Below are 15,581 nucleotides of genomic sequence, written 5' to 3'. Positions count from 1 at the left end.
ATGAGGTCAACATGCCGCCGGTTGTGATCGCCGCCGGAGGTACTGGTGGACATGTGTTGCCAGCCGAAGCCCTGGCCGATCGCTTGATCCGGCACGGCCAGCGGGTCATCCTACTCACGGATGCGCGCTCACGACCGCAAGAGAGCGCCGTATTCCGGACTTGTGAGCAGCATATCATCGGCGGTTCCGGTGTTGTTGGGCGGTCCCCGATACGGGCCGCACGCAGCATCGCGCGGATCGCCGGTGGTGTGCTTCAGGCGCGACGGATCATGGCCGCCGCAAAGCCTCGGGTCGTGGTAGGGTTTGGTGGTTATCCGTCGGTCGCCCCCGTGTTAGCCGCGCGGACATTATCGGCCCGCCCAAAGATTGTTTTGCATGATCAAAACGCCGCATTGGGCCGGGCCAATCAACTGCTCGCTCGCTTTGCTGACATATTGGCGTTGAGTTTTGCAGAAACGCAAGGTGTGCCACCAGGCTGTGTCGCGCGGGTCACCGGCAATCCTGTGCGCGCCGCGATTATTGCCCAAGCCGCTGCGCCCTATCACGACGACGGTGTCCAACTCAATCTTCTGGTGATGGGCGGCTCGCTCGGGGCATTGGCTTTTGCAACGTTGGTGCCTGACGCCTTGGCTCTATTGCCCGAGCGGCTGCGCGCCCGGCTGCAGATCATCATGCAGTGCCCATCAGCCGGTTTGGCATCGGCACGAGAACGACTCGCGCAAGCCGGCATCAAAGCGGTATTGGTGCCATTCATCGAAAATGTTGCGCTTGAAATGGCCCGTTCGCAATTGGTAATTGCGCGGGCTGGCGGTTCGACCGTTGCCGAAATCGCGGTCATCGGGCGACCTGCCGTTTTGATTCCGCTGGCAATTAACGCGGACCAACGGGCTAACGCGCAATCCCTGGTGCGCGCTGGCGGTGCGATCCGGTTGGATCAAGCCAACCTGACGGCCGCTGCTTTCGCCCAAGTTCTTACTGAATTGTTAGACAATCCACAAAAACGGTTCGATATGGCGCGTGCGGCAGCCGCTTTCGGAATTATCGACGCCGCGGACCAATTGGCGGCCTTGGTAATGGCGGAGATTGTGCAATGAGGGCCATGCCACTCTCGATCGGAATTATCCATTTCGTTGGAATCGGCGGAATTGGCATGTCGGGCATCGCCGAGGTTTTGCACACGCTCGGATATGCCGTGCAAGGCTCGGATATTGCGGAAAGCGCTAATGTTGCGCGATTGCGGGCAGCCGGCATACCGGTGATGATCGGCCATGACGCGGCAAATTTGGGGTCTGCGCAGGTGGTTGTGGTTTCCACAGCCGTGCCGCGTGATAATCCTGAAGTCGCGACGGCCAGGGCACGGCTGATCCCGGTTGTTCGCCGGGCAGAAATGTTAGGCGAATTGATGCGGCTGCGCTGGTCGATCGCGATCGGGGGGACGCATGGCAAAACCACGACAACCAGCCTCGTAGCGGCGGTGCTGGAAGGGGGCGGGTTTGATCCGACCGTGATCAATGGCGGCATTATCAACGCCTACGGCACCAATACCCGATCCGGTCAGGGGGATTGGATGGTGGTCGAAGCTGATGAAAGCGACGGCACCTTTTTACGGCTCCCCGCTGTTATTGCCGTGGTGACGAATATGGATCCGGAGCATTTGGATCATTGGGGATCGCACGCGGCGATGGAGGCGGGCTATCGGCAATTCGTCTCGAACATTCCATTCTACGGCTTCGCCGTTCTGTGCGTCGATCACCCGGCGGTTCAGCAAATGATCCCTGATCTGTCTGACCATCGCATCATTACCTATGGGTTTTCCCCGCAGGCCGATGTGCGCGCTGAGCGCATCATGGCCGATCGCAACGGCGCGACGTTCGAAGTTCGGCTGTCGAATCGGCTTGGTGGGCGCGAGCGCCGGATCAACCGGCTGCGGTTGCCGATGCTGGGCAACCATAATGTGCAGAACGCTTTGGCCGCGATCACGATTGGCGTCGAGATGGGCGTGCATGAGGATCATCTCCGGGCTGCGCTGGGTAATTTCCGTGGTGTTAAAAGGCGCTTTACCAAAGTTGGCGAACTTGGTGGGGTTACCATCATCGATGATTACGGACACCATCCGGTGGAAATCGCCGCGGTGCTAAAGGCGGCGCGGCAAGCGGGAGCGCGTGATGTTATTGCCGTGGTACAGCCCCATCGTTATTCGCGTTTGGCTTCGTTGTTCGAAGAATTTTGCACCTGCATGAATGATGCGGGAACCGTTATCGTGGCCGACGTATACCCCGCCGGTGAAGCCCCAATTGAGGGCGTGAACCGCGATGCGCTGGTCGATGGGCTGCGGGCCCATGGTCATCGTTCAGTCGTTCCGCTAGCGAATTCTGAATATTTGGCAGAGATGGTCAAGGCGATTGCCAAGCCGGGTGACTATGTTGTGTGCCTGGGTGCCGGCAACATTACCGCCTGGGCGCAGGCTTTGCCACAGCAATTGCAGGCGCTCAGTGATCCGAACCGCCGCGGTTTGGGGGGCGCTGCATGATGCATGCGATGGCAGCCCCCTGGCATGCTGCGTTGCCGCCGTTGCGCGGGCGGGTGATCGCTGATGCGCCGCTTGCGGCTGGAACTTGGTTTCGCGTGGGTGGCCCGGCTGAATTGCTGGTGCGGCCTGCCGATATCGAAGATTTGGTAACCTGCCTGAGCGCAGCTTCGCCGGAATGGCCGGTGACCATTTTGGGCGCGGCATCAAATATCATCATTCGCGATGGTGGTATACCGGGTTTGGTGGTTAAGCTGGGCCGTGGTTTCAGCACCATCGGCATCGAGCCGGACGGTATTATCGCGGGTGCTGCAGCGTTGGACAGCACGATTGCCGAACATGCGGCGATGGCTGGGCTGGGTGGATTGGAATTTTTATCGGGTATTCCAGGATCATTGGGGGGTGCCATCGCGATGAATGCGGGCGCCTACGGCAGCGATATCCGCTCCGTGCTCGATTGGGCCGAGATTATTGGGCCGGATGGAACCTTGGCGCGCTATTCGGCGGGTGAATTAGGCCTTGATTATCGCCATGCACGCTTGCCGCCGGGTGGCATCGTGGTGCGTGCACGGCTACGCGCTACTCCCGACGATCAGACAGTGGTTATCGCCCGGATGAATGCCATCAAGGCGCAACGCGAAGCCACACAACCGGTGCGCGCGCGCACCGGCGGATCAACGTTTCGTAATCCGATTGACCATAAAGCCTGGCAATTGATCGATCAGGCCGGTTGCCGGGGCATGGTCCATGGTGATGCCCAAGTTTCCGAAAAGCATTGCAATTTCCTCATCAACCGAGGAAACGCCTCTGCCGCTGACCTTGAAGCGTTAGGCGAAGCGGTGCGGTTGCGCGTTCAAGCGACTTTCGGCGTTGAACTGACGTGGGAAATCAAGCGCATTGGTGTGCCGGGCGGTGCCAAATGAAACACATCGCAGTACTGATGGGCGGCATTTCGGCCGAACGTGACGTTAGTCTCGCGACAGGTGCGCAAGTGGTGACGGCATTGCGTTCCACCGGATACCAAGTCACGCCGATCGAGGTAAACGCTGATCTTGCGGCGCTGATTGCCGCACTCACGCCAGCCCCAGATGCCGTGTTCAACGCGCTTCATGGGCGGTTTGGCGAAGACGGCACAATCCAAGGTGTGCTTGATTACATGGGCATTCCCTATACGCATTCGGGGGTGCGGGCCTCTGCGCTGGCGATGGATAAAGCCGCGGCTAAAGCCGTTTTTGCGGCGGCTGGATTGCCGGTTGCGCCTCATCGGATTGTGCCGATCACCGAACTGGCCGAAGCCGACCCGTTGCCCCCTCCTTATGTGCTCAAACCGATTAACGAAGGCTCATCGGTCGGTGTGCATATTGTCAAAGCCCTCGATAACCGCCGCGCAGCAATCGCGAGCGAATGGGCCTATGGCAATTTGGTCATGGCCGAAGATTATGTGGCCGGGCGAGAACTCACGGTGAGTGTGCTTGATGATCGCGCGCTGGCGGTGACCGAAATTTTTGCTGACGGGTTTTATGATTATCAGGCAAAATATGCCGATGGTGGTTCGCGCCATGAGGTGCCTGCGCAAATCGATCCCGAATTGGCCGAACAAGCAAAGCATATCGCCCTGTCAGCGCATCGTGCGTTAGGATGTCGAGGGGCTTCGCGCGCTGATTTTCGTTATGATGTTGCGCAAGGGCGACTGATTCTGCTGGAGGTGAATACCCAGCCAGGAATGACCCGAACCTCGCTACTGCCTGAGCAAGCGGCCCTGTGCGGCATTGATTTTCCGACCCTCTGTGCCTGGATGGTGGAGCGCGCAACATGCCGCGAATGAAGCCAAAAAGCCGAAAAATTCAGGATCGGCCAAGCGAGCGCACCTTGCTGATGCGGCGGGCGCGGCGTGTGCTCAAGCCGGTGGCGCTGCTCACGTTGGGTGGATCATTATTATTAGCGCTGCCTATTGGCTGGCGGATGATTGCTGGCGGGTCGCACAATGTCATGCGCCAGGCGGCTATCGTGACCTTGGCAGATATGGGATTCCGGGTCCAGCACGTGGTCATCGACGGCGCCATCACGACCCCAAAACCGGCAATCGAGGCGGCGTTAGGGTTGCGCGATGGCATGCCAATTTTCGATGTGATCCCGAGCCGCTCGGCGCGGACGTTGGAGCAGCTCGGCGTGGTGCGTCAAGCCGTCGTCGAGCGTCTCCTGCCGGCGACCGTGCGTATTCGTATTGATGAGCGCGCCCCCGCTGGAATTTGGCAACGGCCCGATCATGGATTTGCCTTGATTGGCACTGATGGATCGGTGATTGAGGCACGCGGTGGCACTGCGGCGCATGCGCGTGACCCTGGCTTATTGTTGTTTGTCGGTGCGCAGGCACCAGCGCATGCCGGTGCGTTGTTAACCTTACTGCAACGCCACGCGGCAATCGGCGCGGCGGTGATCGCCGCCGAATGGATCGATAATCTGCGCTGGAACTTGATTCTGCGCGATCATGCCGTGGTTGAGCTTCCATCGCGACATGTGAATGCAGCGCTGGCACTTTTGCATCGGGCCAATGATAAAATTGCCATCCTTGATCGGCCCGTGCGGATGATCGATTTGCGGTTACATGACCGTTTGATCGTGAAGCCATACGTCCAACCCGCCGCCACCACCATCAAGCCGAAGCACTCATGAAGGAGGTCTGTCCATGAACGACCTATCCAATCGCACCGGCATCAACCCGCCGCCGCCGCGCAATGTGGAAATGCGGCCTCGTCCGACCCGCACCGGACCATTTGGTGTGCTTGACATCGGCTCATCGAAAATTGCCTGCATGATTGGTCGCGCAGAAAGCGATGGGCGGCTCAGGGCCTTGGGCTTTGGCTGGCAAAAGAGCCGCGGGATCAAATCAGGCGGCATCGTCGATTTGGATGAGGCGGAGCGGGCGATTCGTGCAGCCGTCGGTGCGGCAGAGGATATGGCCGATACCAGGCTGAAATCAGTGGTGGTCAATTTATCCTGCGGCCAGCCGGAAAGCCGGTTGTTCAATGTGCAATGGCCCATTGATGGTCGGCCGGTGATGGAGGACGATATCCGCCGGGTGGTGCGCGAGGCGCGCGCTCGGGCTAATGCCGAGGGGCGCTGCACCATCCATGTGCTGCCGCTCGGCTTTGCCACCGATGAAACCGATGGCGTTGCCGATCCGCGCGGGCTGTTTTGCGAAACACTAACGGCGCGGCTACACGTGGTGGATGCGTCCCGCACCGCAATCAAGAGTGTGGCGGCTTGTTTGGCGCGTTGCGAGTTGGAAATCACCGCGATGGTATCAGCTCCTTTCGCCTCGGGGTTAGCCACACTCGTGGAAGATGAACGCACCTTGGGCTCGATTGTGATCGATATGGGGGGTGGCACCACCACATTGGCGGTATTCGCCGAAGGCCAGGTTTTGCACACCGCGCAATTGCCCGTGGGCGGCCAGCACGTCACCAATGATGTGGCGCGGCTGCTCTCCACGCATGTTGCGCATGCCGAGCGGCTGAAGACGCTGTACGGCACCTGCCAACCCAGCCCCGATGATGCGCGCGAAATGCTGCCGGTGCCGATGGTCGGTGAGGCCGAACACCAGATTGCGAAAGTGCCGCGTAGCGCTTTGGTTTCAGTGATCCGCCCACGGCTTGAAGAGATTTTTGAGTTGGTGCGCGACCGGATTGACACCTCCGGCCTTGGTCGTGCTGCGGGCAACCGCGTGGTGTTGACCGGCGGTGCGGCGCAGCTGGTCGGCGCACGGGAGCTGGCTGCGGAAATTCTGAAGCGGCAAGTGCGCATTGGCCGGCCGTTCGGTGTGATTGGCCTGCCTGACAGCGCCACCGGCCCCAATTTTTCGACCCTAACCGGCTTGCTGGCGTTTGCCACCGGCGATGGTCAGACCTTGCATGATCTTGATTTGTCGCATGAACCACGGCGCGGTCCATTCGGCAAAATTAAAGCGTTTTTGCAGGAGCGATTGTGATGTGCGCTCCGGCTCAGTGGCTTGTCGTTTCGCTATCCCTCAATCTTTCCTAAGGAGTTTCCCATGACGCTCAATCTAACAGTGCAAAAAACCAATCATACCGATTTCACCCCACGGATTGCCGTGTTCGGTGTCGGCGGCGGTGGTACCAATGCGGTGAATAACATGATCGCGTTGAATTTGCCGGGTGTTGAGTTTGTTGTCGCCAATACCGACGCGCAACAGCTTTTGCTGTCACGCGCTGAGCGGCGGATCCAGCTCGGACCGCATATCACCCAAGGCAACGGTGCTGGGGGCAAGCCCGAAGTTGGCCGGGCCTCAGCCGAGGAAGCTGAAGATGAATTGGCCCGCCAGCTTGATGGCGCCCACATGGCCTTCATCACCGCTGGCATGGGCGGTGGCACCGGCACCGGCGCGGCGCCGGTAATTGCGCGGATGGCACGCGAGCGCGGCATTCTAACCATCGGTGTGGTGACCAAACCCTTCGCGTTTGAAGGCAAACGGCGGATGCGCGCCGCCGAGGAAGGCATCGCCGAGCTGCAAAATTTTGTTGATACCTTGATCGTTATTCCGAACCAGAATTTGTTCAAGGTCGCCAATGAACGCACCGGCTGGAAAGAGGCCTTCGCGATGGCTGACCATGTGTTATACATGGGCGTTCGCGGCGTGACCGATTTGATGGTGGTACCCGGCGAAATCAATCTTGACTATGCTGACGTCCGCTCGGTGATGTCTGAGATGGGCAAAGCGATGATGGGCACCGGTGAAGCCGAAGGCGAAGACCGGGCAATGCGCGCTGCGGAGGCCGCAATTTCGAATCCGCTGCTGGAAGAGACCAACATGAAAGGCGCGCGTGGCCTGTTGATCAACATTACGGGTAGCTCCGATTTGACGTTGTTTGAAGTCGATCAAGCCGCGAACCGGATTCGCGAAGAGGCGGACGAAGACGCCAACATCATGTTTGGCATGGCGCTTGATGAGAGCTTAGGCGGTCGGGTGCGGGTTTCGGTGGTTGCAACCGGCATTGACACAGCAACCCCGGCCCAGGCCGAGCGGCCCCGGCTGGTCGCGGTGGGTGGCGGCAACATGATGGTCGATGCCGTCGCCGGAACAATGCCTCAAGCCCATGGCCAGCCGATCGGCATGATGCAGCAGGGTGGCGGCCAGCCCGGCATCGCGCCGCAGGGCTTGCACCCGGCGATGCAACCGCAAGGCCCCTCCCTCAGCGTGGTCGGCGAAGCGGCACCGATTGTGCTTGATCAATCCGCCGCCATCGAAGAGACGCGTCAGCCCGCGCCGATGAGCCCCTATGGCATGGGCCCCGCGTTGCGGGCGCCGGCGGCTGCGGTTCCCTATCGTGAGGCGCCGCGTGCGCCCGCGCCGGAGCCGGCCAAGCGTGCGAGCCTGTTCTCACGGATGACCAGCGGCTTCCGCGCAGCCGAGCCTGAGGCGCCCCGCGCCGAAGCGCCTCGCTTAGAGCCGTCACGTGGGGAGCCATCACGGGGGGAGCCGTCACGGGGCTACATGGCCCCTGCCCCGCATCCGCAAATGGCAACGTCACCGCATGCCGCCCCGATGATGCAACAACCGACCTACCATGCGCCGCAAGCTCAAGCGCCGGCGGCACCGCAGCCAATGGTCCGGCAGGCCCATGCTGACGATGTGGCGTTAGAGATCCCAGCGTTCCTGCGCCGCCAACAATCCTGAATGCGCAAAATGGCGCGGCGCCCCCCTAAGCAAGCCGCGCCATTTTCCGCCGATGTGCTGCGCCGGATCGAGCGGCGCGGCCTCGCGCGATCGGGCCTTGGTGATGTGTTTCATGGATTGATGACCATGCGGCTGCCAGCGCTGTTAGCGCTCCTTGCGAGCAGTATCGTGGTTATCAACCTGTTCTTTGGCGTCATTTATGCACTCTCGGGCGGCATTGGCGGCGCAAGGCCGGGCAATTACGGCGATGATGTGTTTTTCTCGGTGCAGACATTTTCCACAACCGGCTATGGCGCGCTCTATCCACGATCAATCCTGGCCAATTCAATCGCGAGCGTCGAAATCATCATCGGCCTGCTATCGACCGCCTTGGCGACCGGCCTGTTATTCGCTCGACTCTCGCGGCCACAGGCGCGGGTGCTGTTTTCACGCATTATGGTGGTGCATCGCTTGCGCGGCGAGAACGCCTTGATGTTTCGCGTCGCCAATCAGCGGCGCAACCAACTCACCGATGCCCGCATGACCCTCACATTGATCCGCGATGAGGTCGATGAAGACGCCAATGCCATGCGTCGCCTGATCGATATCCCGTTAGAGCGCGCCCATTCGCCCGCATTCGCGCTGTCCTGGACCGTCATTCATCGTCTGGGTCCGGAGAGCCCGCTTTACGGGTTAGATACCCAAGCGATGCTCGCCCAGAATATGGTATTTCTGGCGATGCTCACCGGGCTTGATGATACGCTCCTGACCAATGTTACCGCACGGCATGTTTACGGACCCGCCGATATTCGGTTCGGCGAACGCTTTGCCGATATTTTTGACCGCGCCGATGATGGCACATTTGCCATCGATTATACGTTATTTCACGAGATTGATGGCTGAACGGGCTTGAACCAGCGCTGCCCCGACAAAAATGACAGGGAACGATGAGGACCGGAACGATGAAGTTATTTTATTCAGCGACCAGCCCCTATGTGCGCAAAGTGATGGTCTGCGCGATACTCCGCGATATTGACCAGCGGATTGAGAAAATCCCGACCAATCCGCATGACAGCCCCGCCGCACTGATCGCCGAAAACCCACTCTCAAAAGTGCCCTGCTTACTCACCGAGGACGGATTTTCCTTGTTCGATAGCCCGGTGATTTGCGAATATGTGGATCGGGTCGGCGATGCGTTGCCACTCTTTCCGCAGGCAGGCGCAGCACGCTGGGTGGCGTTGCGATTACAAGCGGTGGGCGATGGTATTTTGGATGCGGCGGTAGCCCGGCGGATGGAGAGCGCCAAACCGCTGGATGCCGCACGCGAAAGCTTCATGGCGCGGCAAAAATTGGTGGTGGACCGCGCACTCGCGATGCTTGAGCGTGAATCCTTGGGGGCGCTGGCGGATATTGGCGCTGTGAGCGTGGCGTGCGCCCTGGGCTATTTAGATTTCAGGTTCGGTGCGGAGAATTGGCGGTCCGATCATCCAAGGCTGGCAGATTGGTTCGCCCCGATCGCGGAACTGCCGGCCATGATCAACACCGCGCCGCCCCCTGGCTGAGCACCGGCAGCACCGCGAGGAACTGGCTGATCGCGCGCGCGCGATGACTGATTTGGTGTTTTTGCTCTGCGGATAATTCGGCAAAACTTGCCGTTTGGCCGGAGGGCACAAAGATCGGGTCATAGCCAAAACCTTTGGTGCCGCGTGGATGTTCGGCAATATTGCCGTGGCAAAATCCGAGATAGGTCGCGGTTTCGCCGGTCGGCATCGCCAAACACAGCGCGCAGGTGAACCAAGCGCGCGTATCGCCCCGGCTGGCCGCGATCAACCGCGCCATCGCCTCGGTGTAGCCACCACATTCTTGGGCAAAGCGCGCCGACCGCAAACCAGGATCGCCCCCCAGAGCGGCAACCGACAAGCCGGAATCATCGGCAAGTGCGGCCAAACCGGTCGCGCGCGCCGCACTCAGCGCCTTGATCTGAGCATTCTCTGCGAAATCCGTGCCGGTTTCCGCGGGTTCGGCCAAATTGAGCGCCGCCGCATCGGTGCATATAATCCCTGCTGGCGCCAGGAGCGTTGCGAACTCCTGGCGTTTGCCTTGGTTATGGGTGGCGATCACCAGCGGGCGGCCCGGCATCAGGCGCAGCATGATTATGCGCCGAGGGCGGCGCGTTGGGCGGCAAACAGCGCATCCGTGCCGATTCGCGCCAAACCCAATAATTGTGCGAACGCCGCGTCATTAAAGGTCGCTCTCTCGGCGGTCGCCTGGATTTCGACAATGCCGCCGCCAGCGGTGAGCACGAAATTGGCATCGGCCTCGGCGTTGGAATCTTCCGCATAATCCAGATCGAGCACGCCAGTCGCCTCGATAATCCCGCAGGATACCGCCGCAACCTGGCCGATCAGCGGGTTGGCTTTCAACACATTCTTGCTCTGTAAATGGCGAATCGCGAGGGCAAGCGCCACATAGGAGCCGGTGATCGCGGCACAACGGGTACCACCATCCGCATTCAGCACATCGCAATCGAGGGTGATGGTCATTTCGCCCAAGGCCGCCCGGTCCACCACGGCACGCAATGAGCGGCCAATCAGGCGCTGGATTTCCTGGGTGCGGCCCGATTGCTTGCCACGCGCGGCTTCGCGATCACCGCGCGTATGGGTGGCGCGGGGCAGCATGCCATATTCAGCCGTCACCCAGCCTTGGCCGGAATTACGCATAAAGCCTGGCACCTTTCCCTCAACGCTGGCGGCGCACAGCACTTCAGTGCCGCCCATGCGGATCAACGCCGAGCCTTCGGCATGGTGCGAAAAGCCGGTGACGATTTCAACCCGACGCAGGGCATTATGGGCGCGGCCCGACGGGCGCGTGAAGAGGGTCATGATAGGCTCCTGCGGTTGGGGGTCTTGATGCTTGATTTCCGCGTTGCGATAGCCGACTCTAGGCGTATGGACCAGAGCCAATCACCCAAGCGCCCCTCGCATGGCGCGCCGGGGCGGATTCCACCCGGACTCGATGCCCGCTCCGCCGCAATTTTGCGGGAAATTGTCGAACAATATGTTGAAACCGGCGAGCCCGTCGGCAGCCGCACCTTGTCACGCCGCTTACCGCTGAACCTCTCGGCGGCGACGATTCGCAACGTGATGGCAGATTTGACCGATGCCGGGCTGCTCTTCTCGCCGCATGTCTCGGCGGGCCGGCTGCCCACCGATCGCGGCTTGCGATTATTTGTTGATGGGCTGCTGCATTTCGGCGAATTATCCGATGATGAGCGCGACGTGATCGAGCATGCGCTCAGCCAATCCAACCGCTCGATGCAGGATGTGCTCACCGAAGCCTCGACCTTGCTCGCCGGGCTGTCCTCAGCGGCAGGGCTGGTGCTCGCGCCAAAATCCGAAGGGCCAATCAAGCATATCGAGTTTGTGCCGCTCGGGCCGGGCCGCGCGCTGGTGGTGCTGGTCACCGCCGATGGACAGGTGGAAAACCGAGTGATCGAAATTCCCCCTGGCCTGCCGCCTTCGGCCTTGCAAGAGGCTGGCAATTACTTGAACGCCCAACTCTCGGGCCGAACCTTACCAGAATTGCGCACGCGCGTCGCCGAAGACCGGGCGGCGAGCCGCACCGCGCTCGATGCGCTGGCGAGCAGCGTGGTGGAGGCCGGCTTGGCCACCTGGTCCGCCGAGGGCCGTGGCGGGTCGCTGATCGTGCGTGGGCAGGCGCGCCTGCTTGCGGATATCGATCAGGTGGAGAAGCTGGGTGCCATCCAAACCTTATTCGATCAGCTCGAACATCAGGAAACCATGCTGAAATTGCTTGAGCTGGCCGAAGGGTCCGATGGGGTGCGGATTTTCATCGGCGCGGAAAGCAGCGTGTTCGGCACCGCCGGCGTGTCGATGATCGTGGCACCTGCCCGCAATCGCGATGACCGTATCGTCGGGGCCATCGGGGTGATCGGGCCGACGCGGATCAATTATGGCCGGATCATCCCCGTCGTTGATTACACCGCCCGCGTAATCGGGCGACTATTGGGATAAAACCAACCGATCAGCGCAGTGTGCCGTGCTGGCGCAAAAATCCCAGCAAAGGCAAAATCGGCAAACCAAGGATCGAAAAATAATCACCATCGATGCGCTCGAAGAGCTGAATACCGCGCCCTTCGAGCCGATAAGCACCGACGCTGGATAGACAATCATCGCCCTCAGCCGCCAGATAATCGGCAATAAAATCATCCGGCACGGCGCGCATCGTCAAAGTCGGCGCGGCAATATGCTGCCAAATCATCTGGCGATCACGCAGGCAACACACCGCCGTATGCAGGGTGTGGGTCTGGCCGCGCAAGCGGCGCAGATGATCGGCAGCCTCGGTCACTGATTCCGGCTTGTCCAACCAAACATCACCCACCGACAGAATTTGATCGGCGCCAATCACCAGCGCGTCTGGCCAGCGCGCCGCAATCCGTTGCGCTTTGAGCCGCGCCAATGTTTGCGCCACCGCACCGGGTGCCTCGCCTGCCGCCGCACCCGCGTGCTTGATCGCCGATTCATCGATATGCGCAGGCATCGCTTCGAATTCCACGCCGGCATTGCGCAAAATCGCCGCTCGCGTGGCTGAGGCGCTGGCCAGAATAATCACGCGCCGATCCGCAGCAACGCCGGGCCATGCGCAGCCAACCATTGCGTCGCCGCCTCGCGATGCGGGGTCAGTCGCTCGGCGAGCGACCAAAAGGCTGGGCTGTGATTCATCTCCCGCAAATGCGCGACTTCATGGCCAACCACATAATCCTGCACAAAATCAGGGGCCATGATCAAGCGCCAGGAAAACATCAACGTGCCATCCGGCGCGCAACTGCCCCAGCGCGAGGTGGTATCCTTGATCCGCAGGCCGGTGATGCGGCGATTGATCAAAATCGCTTTGGCGGTGGCTTTCGCGGTGAATTGCGTGCGGGCACGGGCAATCAACGCGTCGCGCAAGCGCCGCGTCAGGAACTCGGCGCCGCCGCCCAGCGTGATGCTCGGCTCCGGGCGGAGCGCAATGCGCGCCGTCCCCCGCCAGAGCGGATCATGGATAATGCGGTGCGGGATATTGTTAATCGGCACCGTGCCACCCGATCGCCACTGGCTGGGTTTGGGCAAGGCGGCCAGCCGATCCGCAACCCAATTTTCATGCGCACGCAGCAGCGCCAAGCCGGCATGGCGTGATGCACGGGGCGGGAGCGTAATGATAATCTCGCCATCCAGCGGACTGATCCGCAAAGCCACCCGGCGGGCGCGACTATTGCGGCGCCAGCGTAGCCCGGCGGGGCGCCCGGCAACCAGAATTTGTTCTTGATCGGGTTGGTTCACGCTCATCGCCGACGCCCGCGACGCGGCACGTCGCGCTGCGGCCAATCGACCAGATGATACTCCAAATCGCCCGCATGCTCCTCGCTGATCACCCGGCCCGCGACACTCGCCCCCGCCACCTGCGGGCTCATTTTATCGCCGGTAATCAGCGGGTGCCACGGTGCCAGTCCGCGCCCCTCGGCCAATCGGCGATAGGCGCAGGAGGGCGGCAGCCAATCCAATTCGGCAACCAGTTGCGCGGTTAGGCTGATGCAATCGGGCACAAAATCACGCCGATGGGCGTAGTTGCTGCATTGGCAGCTATTCGTATCCAGCAAGCGACACGCGACATTGGTATAGGACAGCGCACCGGTATCCTCATCGCGCAATTTATGCAGGCAGCAACGCCCGCAGCCATCGCATAGCGACTCCCATTCCGCCTCGGTCATTTGATCGAGGCGCTTGGCCTGCCAGAATGGTTCCGCGTCGGCCTTGGGCATGCACCCATGGTAACGCGTGTCGCTACGCGATGGAAGTGAAGATCAGCCGCCGAAGCGTCCCAACATCGCGCGAAGCGGATTGGCCCCCGCATTCTGTGCGGCCATATTCACCACGATCTGCCGGGGCCCAACGCTTTGGCCATAATATTGCTGATCCAACGCCGAATCATTGGAGAAAACCGAGCCCGAGAGCGAGACCCCACCATATAGGCCACGTGACTTGGTGAAGGTGACAATGTCCGCGCCCAGCGCCGTGCCGGTCGAGCCGCCAATGCCCGCGCCAATGGTGGCCACTGAAAGCCCGGCATCAGCCCCCACTTTAAATTGGCTGTTCAGGAACGCATCAAGTGCCGTTTGGTTCATCAGCATCATCATGACCTCGGCATCCTGTGCGCCGATTTGCAGGCCAAAACTGCCGCTCCCCATCGAATAGAAAGCAGGGTCCGACCAAGAACCATTGGCCGCGCGCGACACCAGCACGCAATCGCCGCCCTCGCCACCGATGAAAAAGCCCGCTTTGAAAATACGCGGACAAACCACCACAGCCTTGGCACGGCGCAGAAACTGCGCGGCCTGATTGCCCGCTGCGCCGCCCCCACCGAGCATGGTCTCAACAGTCAGCGTCGAGCGATCGACCAGGACTTGCGCGCCATTGCCATTCGCGGCGGATGACCCCGTCGAGCAGGCCGCGAGTGGCACGGCCAGCATCACGGACGCAAAGCCAAGGCGGCTGAATTTATGGTTGAACAAGCGGCGGGTCGCGGCTTTCGCGGCGGAGCGTATGGTCATTGGATAAATCTCCCTTCGGCTAATCGATCATTCTATTGAGGCAAGTACTTATGGAGCACGCGCTTATGTAAATTGTGTGGCAGCGGACGAAAAACGACTTATATGGCAGAATGTTCATTAATTGTTACGATTCGCCAAGCCCCTTCGGCAATCGCCTTGGGTGTGGCCGCCGGCGTCGGATGCCAGCTCGTGTGGTGCTCCAGCACGGTCAGCGACAAATTTTCAATCGCAAGACTCAGCGCCTGATGCGCCGATAGGCTCAGCGCATGGGCGATGGCCGCACGGATCGCCCCACCGTGGGAAATAGCGACAATATCGCGACCCAGATGGTTTTCGGTGCGCTGCGTCAGCGCCGCCCCCACGCGGCTGCGCAGCTGGGCAAAGCTCTCCCCGCCCGGTGGCTCGGCGTCGCCGCCAATCGGCCAGAACGGGTGCTCGGCCCGGGCGCCGGCAAACTCGGTCATGCTGCGCCCCTCCCATTGGCCGAAGCTTTGCTCAATCAAGCCCGGCTCGACGACCGGATTGGTGGTGCCATACCCAGCGCGGCTGATCGCCTCGGCGGTGCGGTGGGTGCGGCTCAGCGGGGTAACCAGCCAATCCGCGTTACGGGGTAAAACGCGGGCCAGGTAAGTATAGCGCGGCACATCCGTCAGCATCCGGTCACCGCAAACCGGCACATCACGCTGCCCATAAAGCACGGCGAGCGCCTCGGGCGCGACCGTCGCGTGGCGGATCAACCAGAATCGGGTGGTGGTGCGCTGCATGGAGCG

The 15,581-nt window shown here is 61.0% G+C and carries 17 protein-coding genes; 10 read left to right on the top strand and 7 right to left on the bottom strand.

Going from position 1 to position 15,581, the window contains the following annotated elements:
* The first annotated feature begins 11 nt into the window (after positions 1–11).
* The 9 genes from ACYUCQ_RS00800 to ACYUCQ_RS00760 all read left to right on the top strand — a co-directional run bounded on the left by ACYUCQ_RS00800 (position 12) and on the right by ACYUCQ_RS00760 (position 9,763).
* Positions 12–1,094 (top strand): UDP-N-acetylglucosamine--N-acetylmuramyl-(pentapeptide) pyrophosphoryl-undecaprenol N-acetylglucosamine transferase, encoded by a 1,083-nt coding sequence (locus tag ACYUCQ_RS00800; RefSeq protein WP_460252593.1) that lies wholly within the window; start codon positions 12–14, stop codon positions 1,092–1,094.
* Positions 1,091–2,530 carry a UDP-N-acetylmuramate--L-alanine ligase gene (gene murC, locus ACYUCQ_RS00795; protein WP_460252592.1) on the top strand — a complete coding sequence of 480 codons (1,440 nt, stop codon included), beginning with the start codon at positions 1,091–1,093 and terminating at the stop codon, positions 2,528–2,530. The genes ACYUCQ_RS00800 and murC overlap by 4 nt, the downstream gene beginning before the upstream one ends.
* Before the next feature lie 8 nt (positions 2,531–2,538).
* Positions 2,539–3,450 carry a UDP-N-acetylmuramate dehydrogenase gene (gene murB, locus ACYUCQ_RS00790; RefSeq protein ID WP_460252591.1) on the top strand — a complete coding sequence of 304 codons (912 nt, stop codon included), beginning with the start codon at positions 2,539–2,541 and terminating at the stop codon, positions 3,448–3,450.
* Positions 3,447–4,352 carry a D-alanine--D-alanine ligase gene (locus ACYUCQ_RS00785; protein ID WP_460252590.1) on the top strand — a complete coding sequence of 302 codons (906 nt, stop codon included), beginning with the start codon at positions 3,447–3,449 and terminating at the stop codon, positions 4,350–4,352. Before murB ends, ACYUCQ_RS00785 begins: the two co-directional genes overlap by 4 nt.
* Positions 4,340–5,200 (top strand): cell division protein FtsQ/DivIB, encoded by an 861-nt coding sequence (locus tag ACYUCQ_RS00780; protein WP_460252589.1) that lies wholly within the window; start codon positions 4,340–4,342, stop codon positions 5,198–5,200. Before ACYUCQ_RS00785 ends, ACYUCQ_RS00780 begins: the two co-directional genes overlap by 13 nt.
* A gap of 13 nt (positions 5,201–5,213) precedes the next feature.
* Positions 5,214–6,515 (top strand): cell division protein FtsA, encoded by a 1,302-nt coding sequence (gene ftsA / locus ACYUCQ_RS00775; protein WP_460252588.1) that lies wholly within the window; start codon positions 5,214–5,216, stop codon positions 6,513–6,515.
* A 63-nt stretch (positions 6,516–6,578) separates the two neighbouring features.
* Positions 6,579–8,222, top strand: a complete 1,644-nt coding sequence (ftsZ, locus tag ACYUCQ_RS00770; RefSeq protein ID WP_460252587.1) for a cell division protein FtsZ — start codon at positions 6,579–6,581, stop codon at positions 8,220–8,222.
* A gap of 9 nt (positions 8,223–8,231) precedes the next feature.
* Entirely contained in the window at positions 8,232–9,104 is an 873-nt protein-coding gene (locus tag ACYUCQ_RS00765) for an ion channel (protein WP_460252586.1), read from the top strand.
* Between the two features lie 59 nt (positions 9,105–9,163).
* The gene (locus tag ACYUCQ_RS00760) at positions 9,164–9,763 is read left to right on the top strand and encodes a glutathione S-transferase N-terminal domain-containing protein (RefSeq protein WP_460252585.1); all 600 of its coding nucleotides are present in this window, start codon (positions 9,164–9,166) and stop codon (positions 9,761–9,763) included.
* On the opposite strand, the gene rdgB is transcribed toward ACYUCQ_RS00760, so the two are convergent.
* Together rdgB and rph are read right to left on the bottom strand one after the other, a co-directional pair.
* The gene (gene rdgB / locus ACYUCQ_RS00755; protein WP_460252584.1) at positions 9,738–10,352 is read right to left on the bottom strand and encodes an RdgB/HAM1 family non-canonical purine NTP pyrophosphatase; all 615 of its coding nucleotides are present in this window, start codon (positions 10,350–10,352) and stop codon (positions 9,738–9,740) included. The genes ACYUCQ_RS00760 and rdgB overlap by 26 nt on opposite strands.
* Positions 10,353–10,354: 2 nt before the next feature.
* On the bottom strand, positions 10,355–11,083 hold the full coding sequence (gene rph / locus ACYUCQ_RS00750; protein ID WP_460252583.1) for a ribonuclease PH: 729 nt from the start codon (positions 11,081–11,083) through the stop codon (positions 10,355–10,357).
* 66 nt (positions 11,084–11,149) lie between these two features.
* Between rph and hrcA the strand changes: the two genes are divergently transcribed.
* A complete protein-coding gene (hrcA, locus tag ACYUCQ_RS00745; RefSeq protein ID WP_460252582.1) occupies positions 11,150–12,235 on the top strand; it encodes a heat-inducible transcriptional repressor HrcA in 1,086 nt (361 codons plus the stop codon).
* A gap of 10 nt (positions 12,236–12,245) precedes the next feature.
* Here hrcA and ACYUCQ_RS00740 read toward each other — a convergent pair whose 3' ends face one another.
* From ACYUCQ_RS00740 to ACYUCQ_RS00720, 5 genes are all read right to left on the bottom strand, one after another.
* A complete protein-coding gene (locus ACYUCQ_RS00740) occupies positions 12,246–12,875 on the bottom strand; it encodes a Maf family protein (RefSeq protein WP_460252581.1) in 630 nt (209 codons plus the stop codon).
* Positions 12,830–13,549, bottom strand: a complete 720-nt coding sequence (locus tag ACYUCQ_RS00735) for a M48 family metallopeptidase (protein ID WP_460252580.1) — start codon at positions 13,547–13,549, stop codon at positions 12,830–12,832. The genes ACYUCQ_RS00740 and ACYUCQ_RS00735 overlap by 46 nt, the downstream gene beginning before the upstream one ends.
* A complete protein-coding gene (locus ACYUCQ_RS00730; RefSeq protein WP_460252579.1) occupies positions 13,546–14,022 on the bottom strand; it encodes a YcgN family cysteine cluster protein in 477 nt (158 codons plus the stop codon). The genes ACYUCQ_RS00735 and ACYUCQ_RS00730 overlap by 4 nt, the downstream gene beginning before the upstream one ends.
* A 42-nt stretch (positions 14,023–14,064) precedes the next feature.
* Positions 14,065–14,811, bottom strand: a complete 747-nt coding sequence (locus ACYUCQ_RS00725; protein WP_460252578.1) for a lipid-binding SYLF domain-containing protein — start codon at positions 14,809–14,811, stop codon at positions 14,065–14,067.
* A gap of 98 nt (positions 14,812–14,909) precedes the next feature.
* Positions 14,910–15,575, bottom strand: coding sequence for a histidine phosphatase family protein (locus ACYUCQ_RS00720; RefSeq protein ID WP_460252577.1), 666 nt, complete (start codon positions 15,573–15,575; stop codon positions 14,910–14,912).
* Positions 15,576–15,581: the final 6 nt, after the last annotated feature.

It is taken from the genome of Acidiphilium sp. MT5 (assembly GCF_054767495.1).
This window is presented reverse-complemented; position numbering and strand designations above follow the sequence as displayed.

Coding starts and splice junctions, on each gene's coding strand:
- ACYUCQ_RS00720 (WP_460252577.1), bottom strand. CDS start 15,575: ATGCAGCGCACCACCACCCGATTCTGGTTGATCCGCCACGCGACGGTC.
- murC (WP_460252592.1), top strand. CDS start 1,091: ATGAGGGCCATGCCACTCTCGATCGGAATTATCCATTTCGTTGGAATC.
- ACYUCQ_RS00780 (WP_460252589.1), top strand. CDS start 4,340: ATGCCGCGAATGAAGCCAAAAAGCCGAAAAATTCAGGATCGGCCAAGC.
- ACYUCQ_RS00725 (WP_460252578.1), bottom strand. CDS start 14,811: ATGACCATACGCTCCGCCGCGAAAGCCGCGACCCGCCGCTTGTTCAAC.
- murB (WP_460252591.1), top strand. CDS start 2,539: ATGGCAGCCCCCTGGCATGCTGCGTTGCCGCCGTTGCGCGGGCGGGTG.
- ACYUCQ_RS00785 (WP_460252590.1), top strand. CDS start 3,447: ATGAAACACATCGCAGTACTGATGGGCGGCATTTCGGCCGAACGTGAC.
- rph (WP_460252583.1), bottom strand. CDS start 11,083: ATGACCCTCTTCACGCGCCCGTCGGGCCGCGCCCATAATGCCCTGCGT.
- ACYUCQ_RS00800 (WP_460252593.1), top strand. CDS start 12: ATGCCGCCGGTTGTGATCGCCGCCGGAGGTACTGGTGGACATGTGTTG.
- ACYUCQ_RS00760 (WP_460252585.1), top strand. CDS start 9,164: ATGAAGTTATTTTATTCAGCGACCAGCCCCTATGTGCGCAAAGTGATG.
- ftsA (WP_460252588.1), top strand. CDS start 5,214: ATGAACGACCTATCCAATCGCACCGGCATCAACCCGCCGCCGCCGCGC.
- ACYUCQ_RS00740 (WP_460252581.1), bottom strand. CDS start 12,875: ATGGTTGGCTGCGCATGGCCCGGCGTTGCTGCGGATCGGCGCGTGATT.
- rdgB (WP_460252584.1), bottom strand. CDS start 10,352: ATGCTGCGCCTGATGCCGGGCCGCCCGCTGGTGATCGCCACCCATAAC.
- ACYUCQ_RS00735 (WP_460252580.1), bottom strand. CDS start 13,549: ATGAGCGTGAACCAACCCGATCAAGAACAAATTCTGGTTGCCGGGCGC.
- hrcA (WP_460252582.1), top strand. CDS start 11,150: ATGGACCAGAGCCAATCACCCAAGCGCCCCTCGCATGGCGCGCCGGGG.
- ftsZ (WP_460252587.1), top strand. CDS start 6,579: ATGACGCTCAATCTAACAGTGCAAAAAACCAATCATACCGATTTCACC.
- ACYUCQ_RS00765 (WP_460252586.1), top strand. CDS start 8,232: ATGGCGCGGCGCCCCCCTAAGCAAGCCGCGCCATTTTCCGCCGATGTG.
- ACYUCQ_RS00730 (WP_460252579.1), bottom strand. CDS start 14,022: ATGCCCAAGGCCGACGCGGAACCATTCTGGCAGGCCAAGCGCCTCGAT.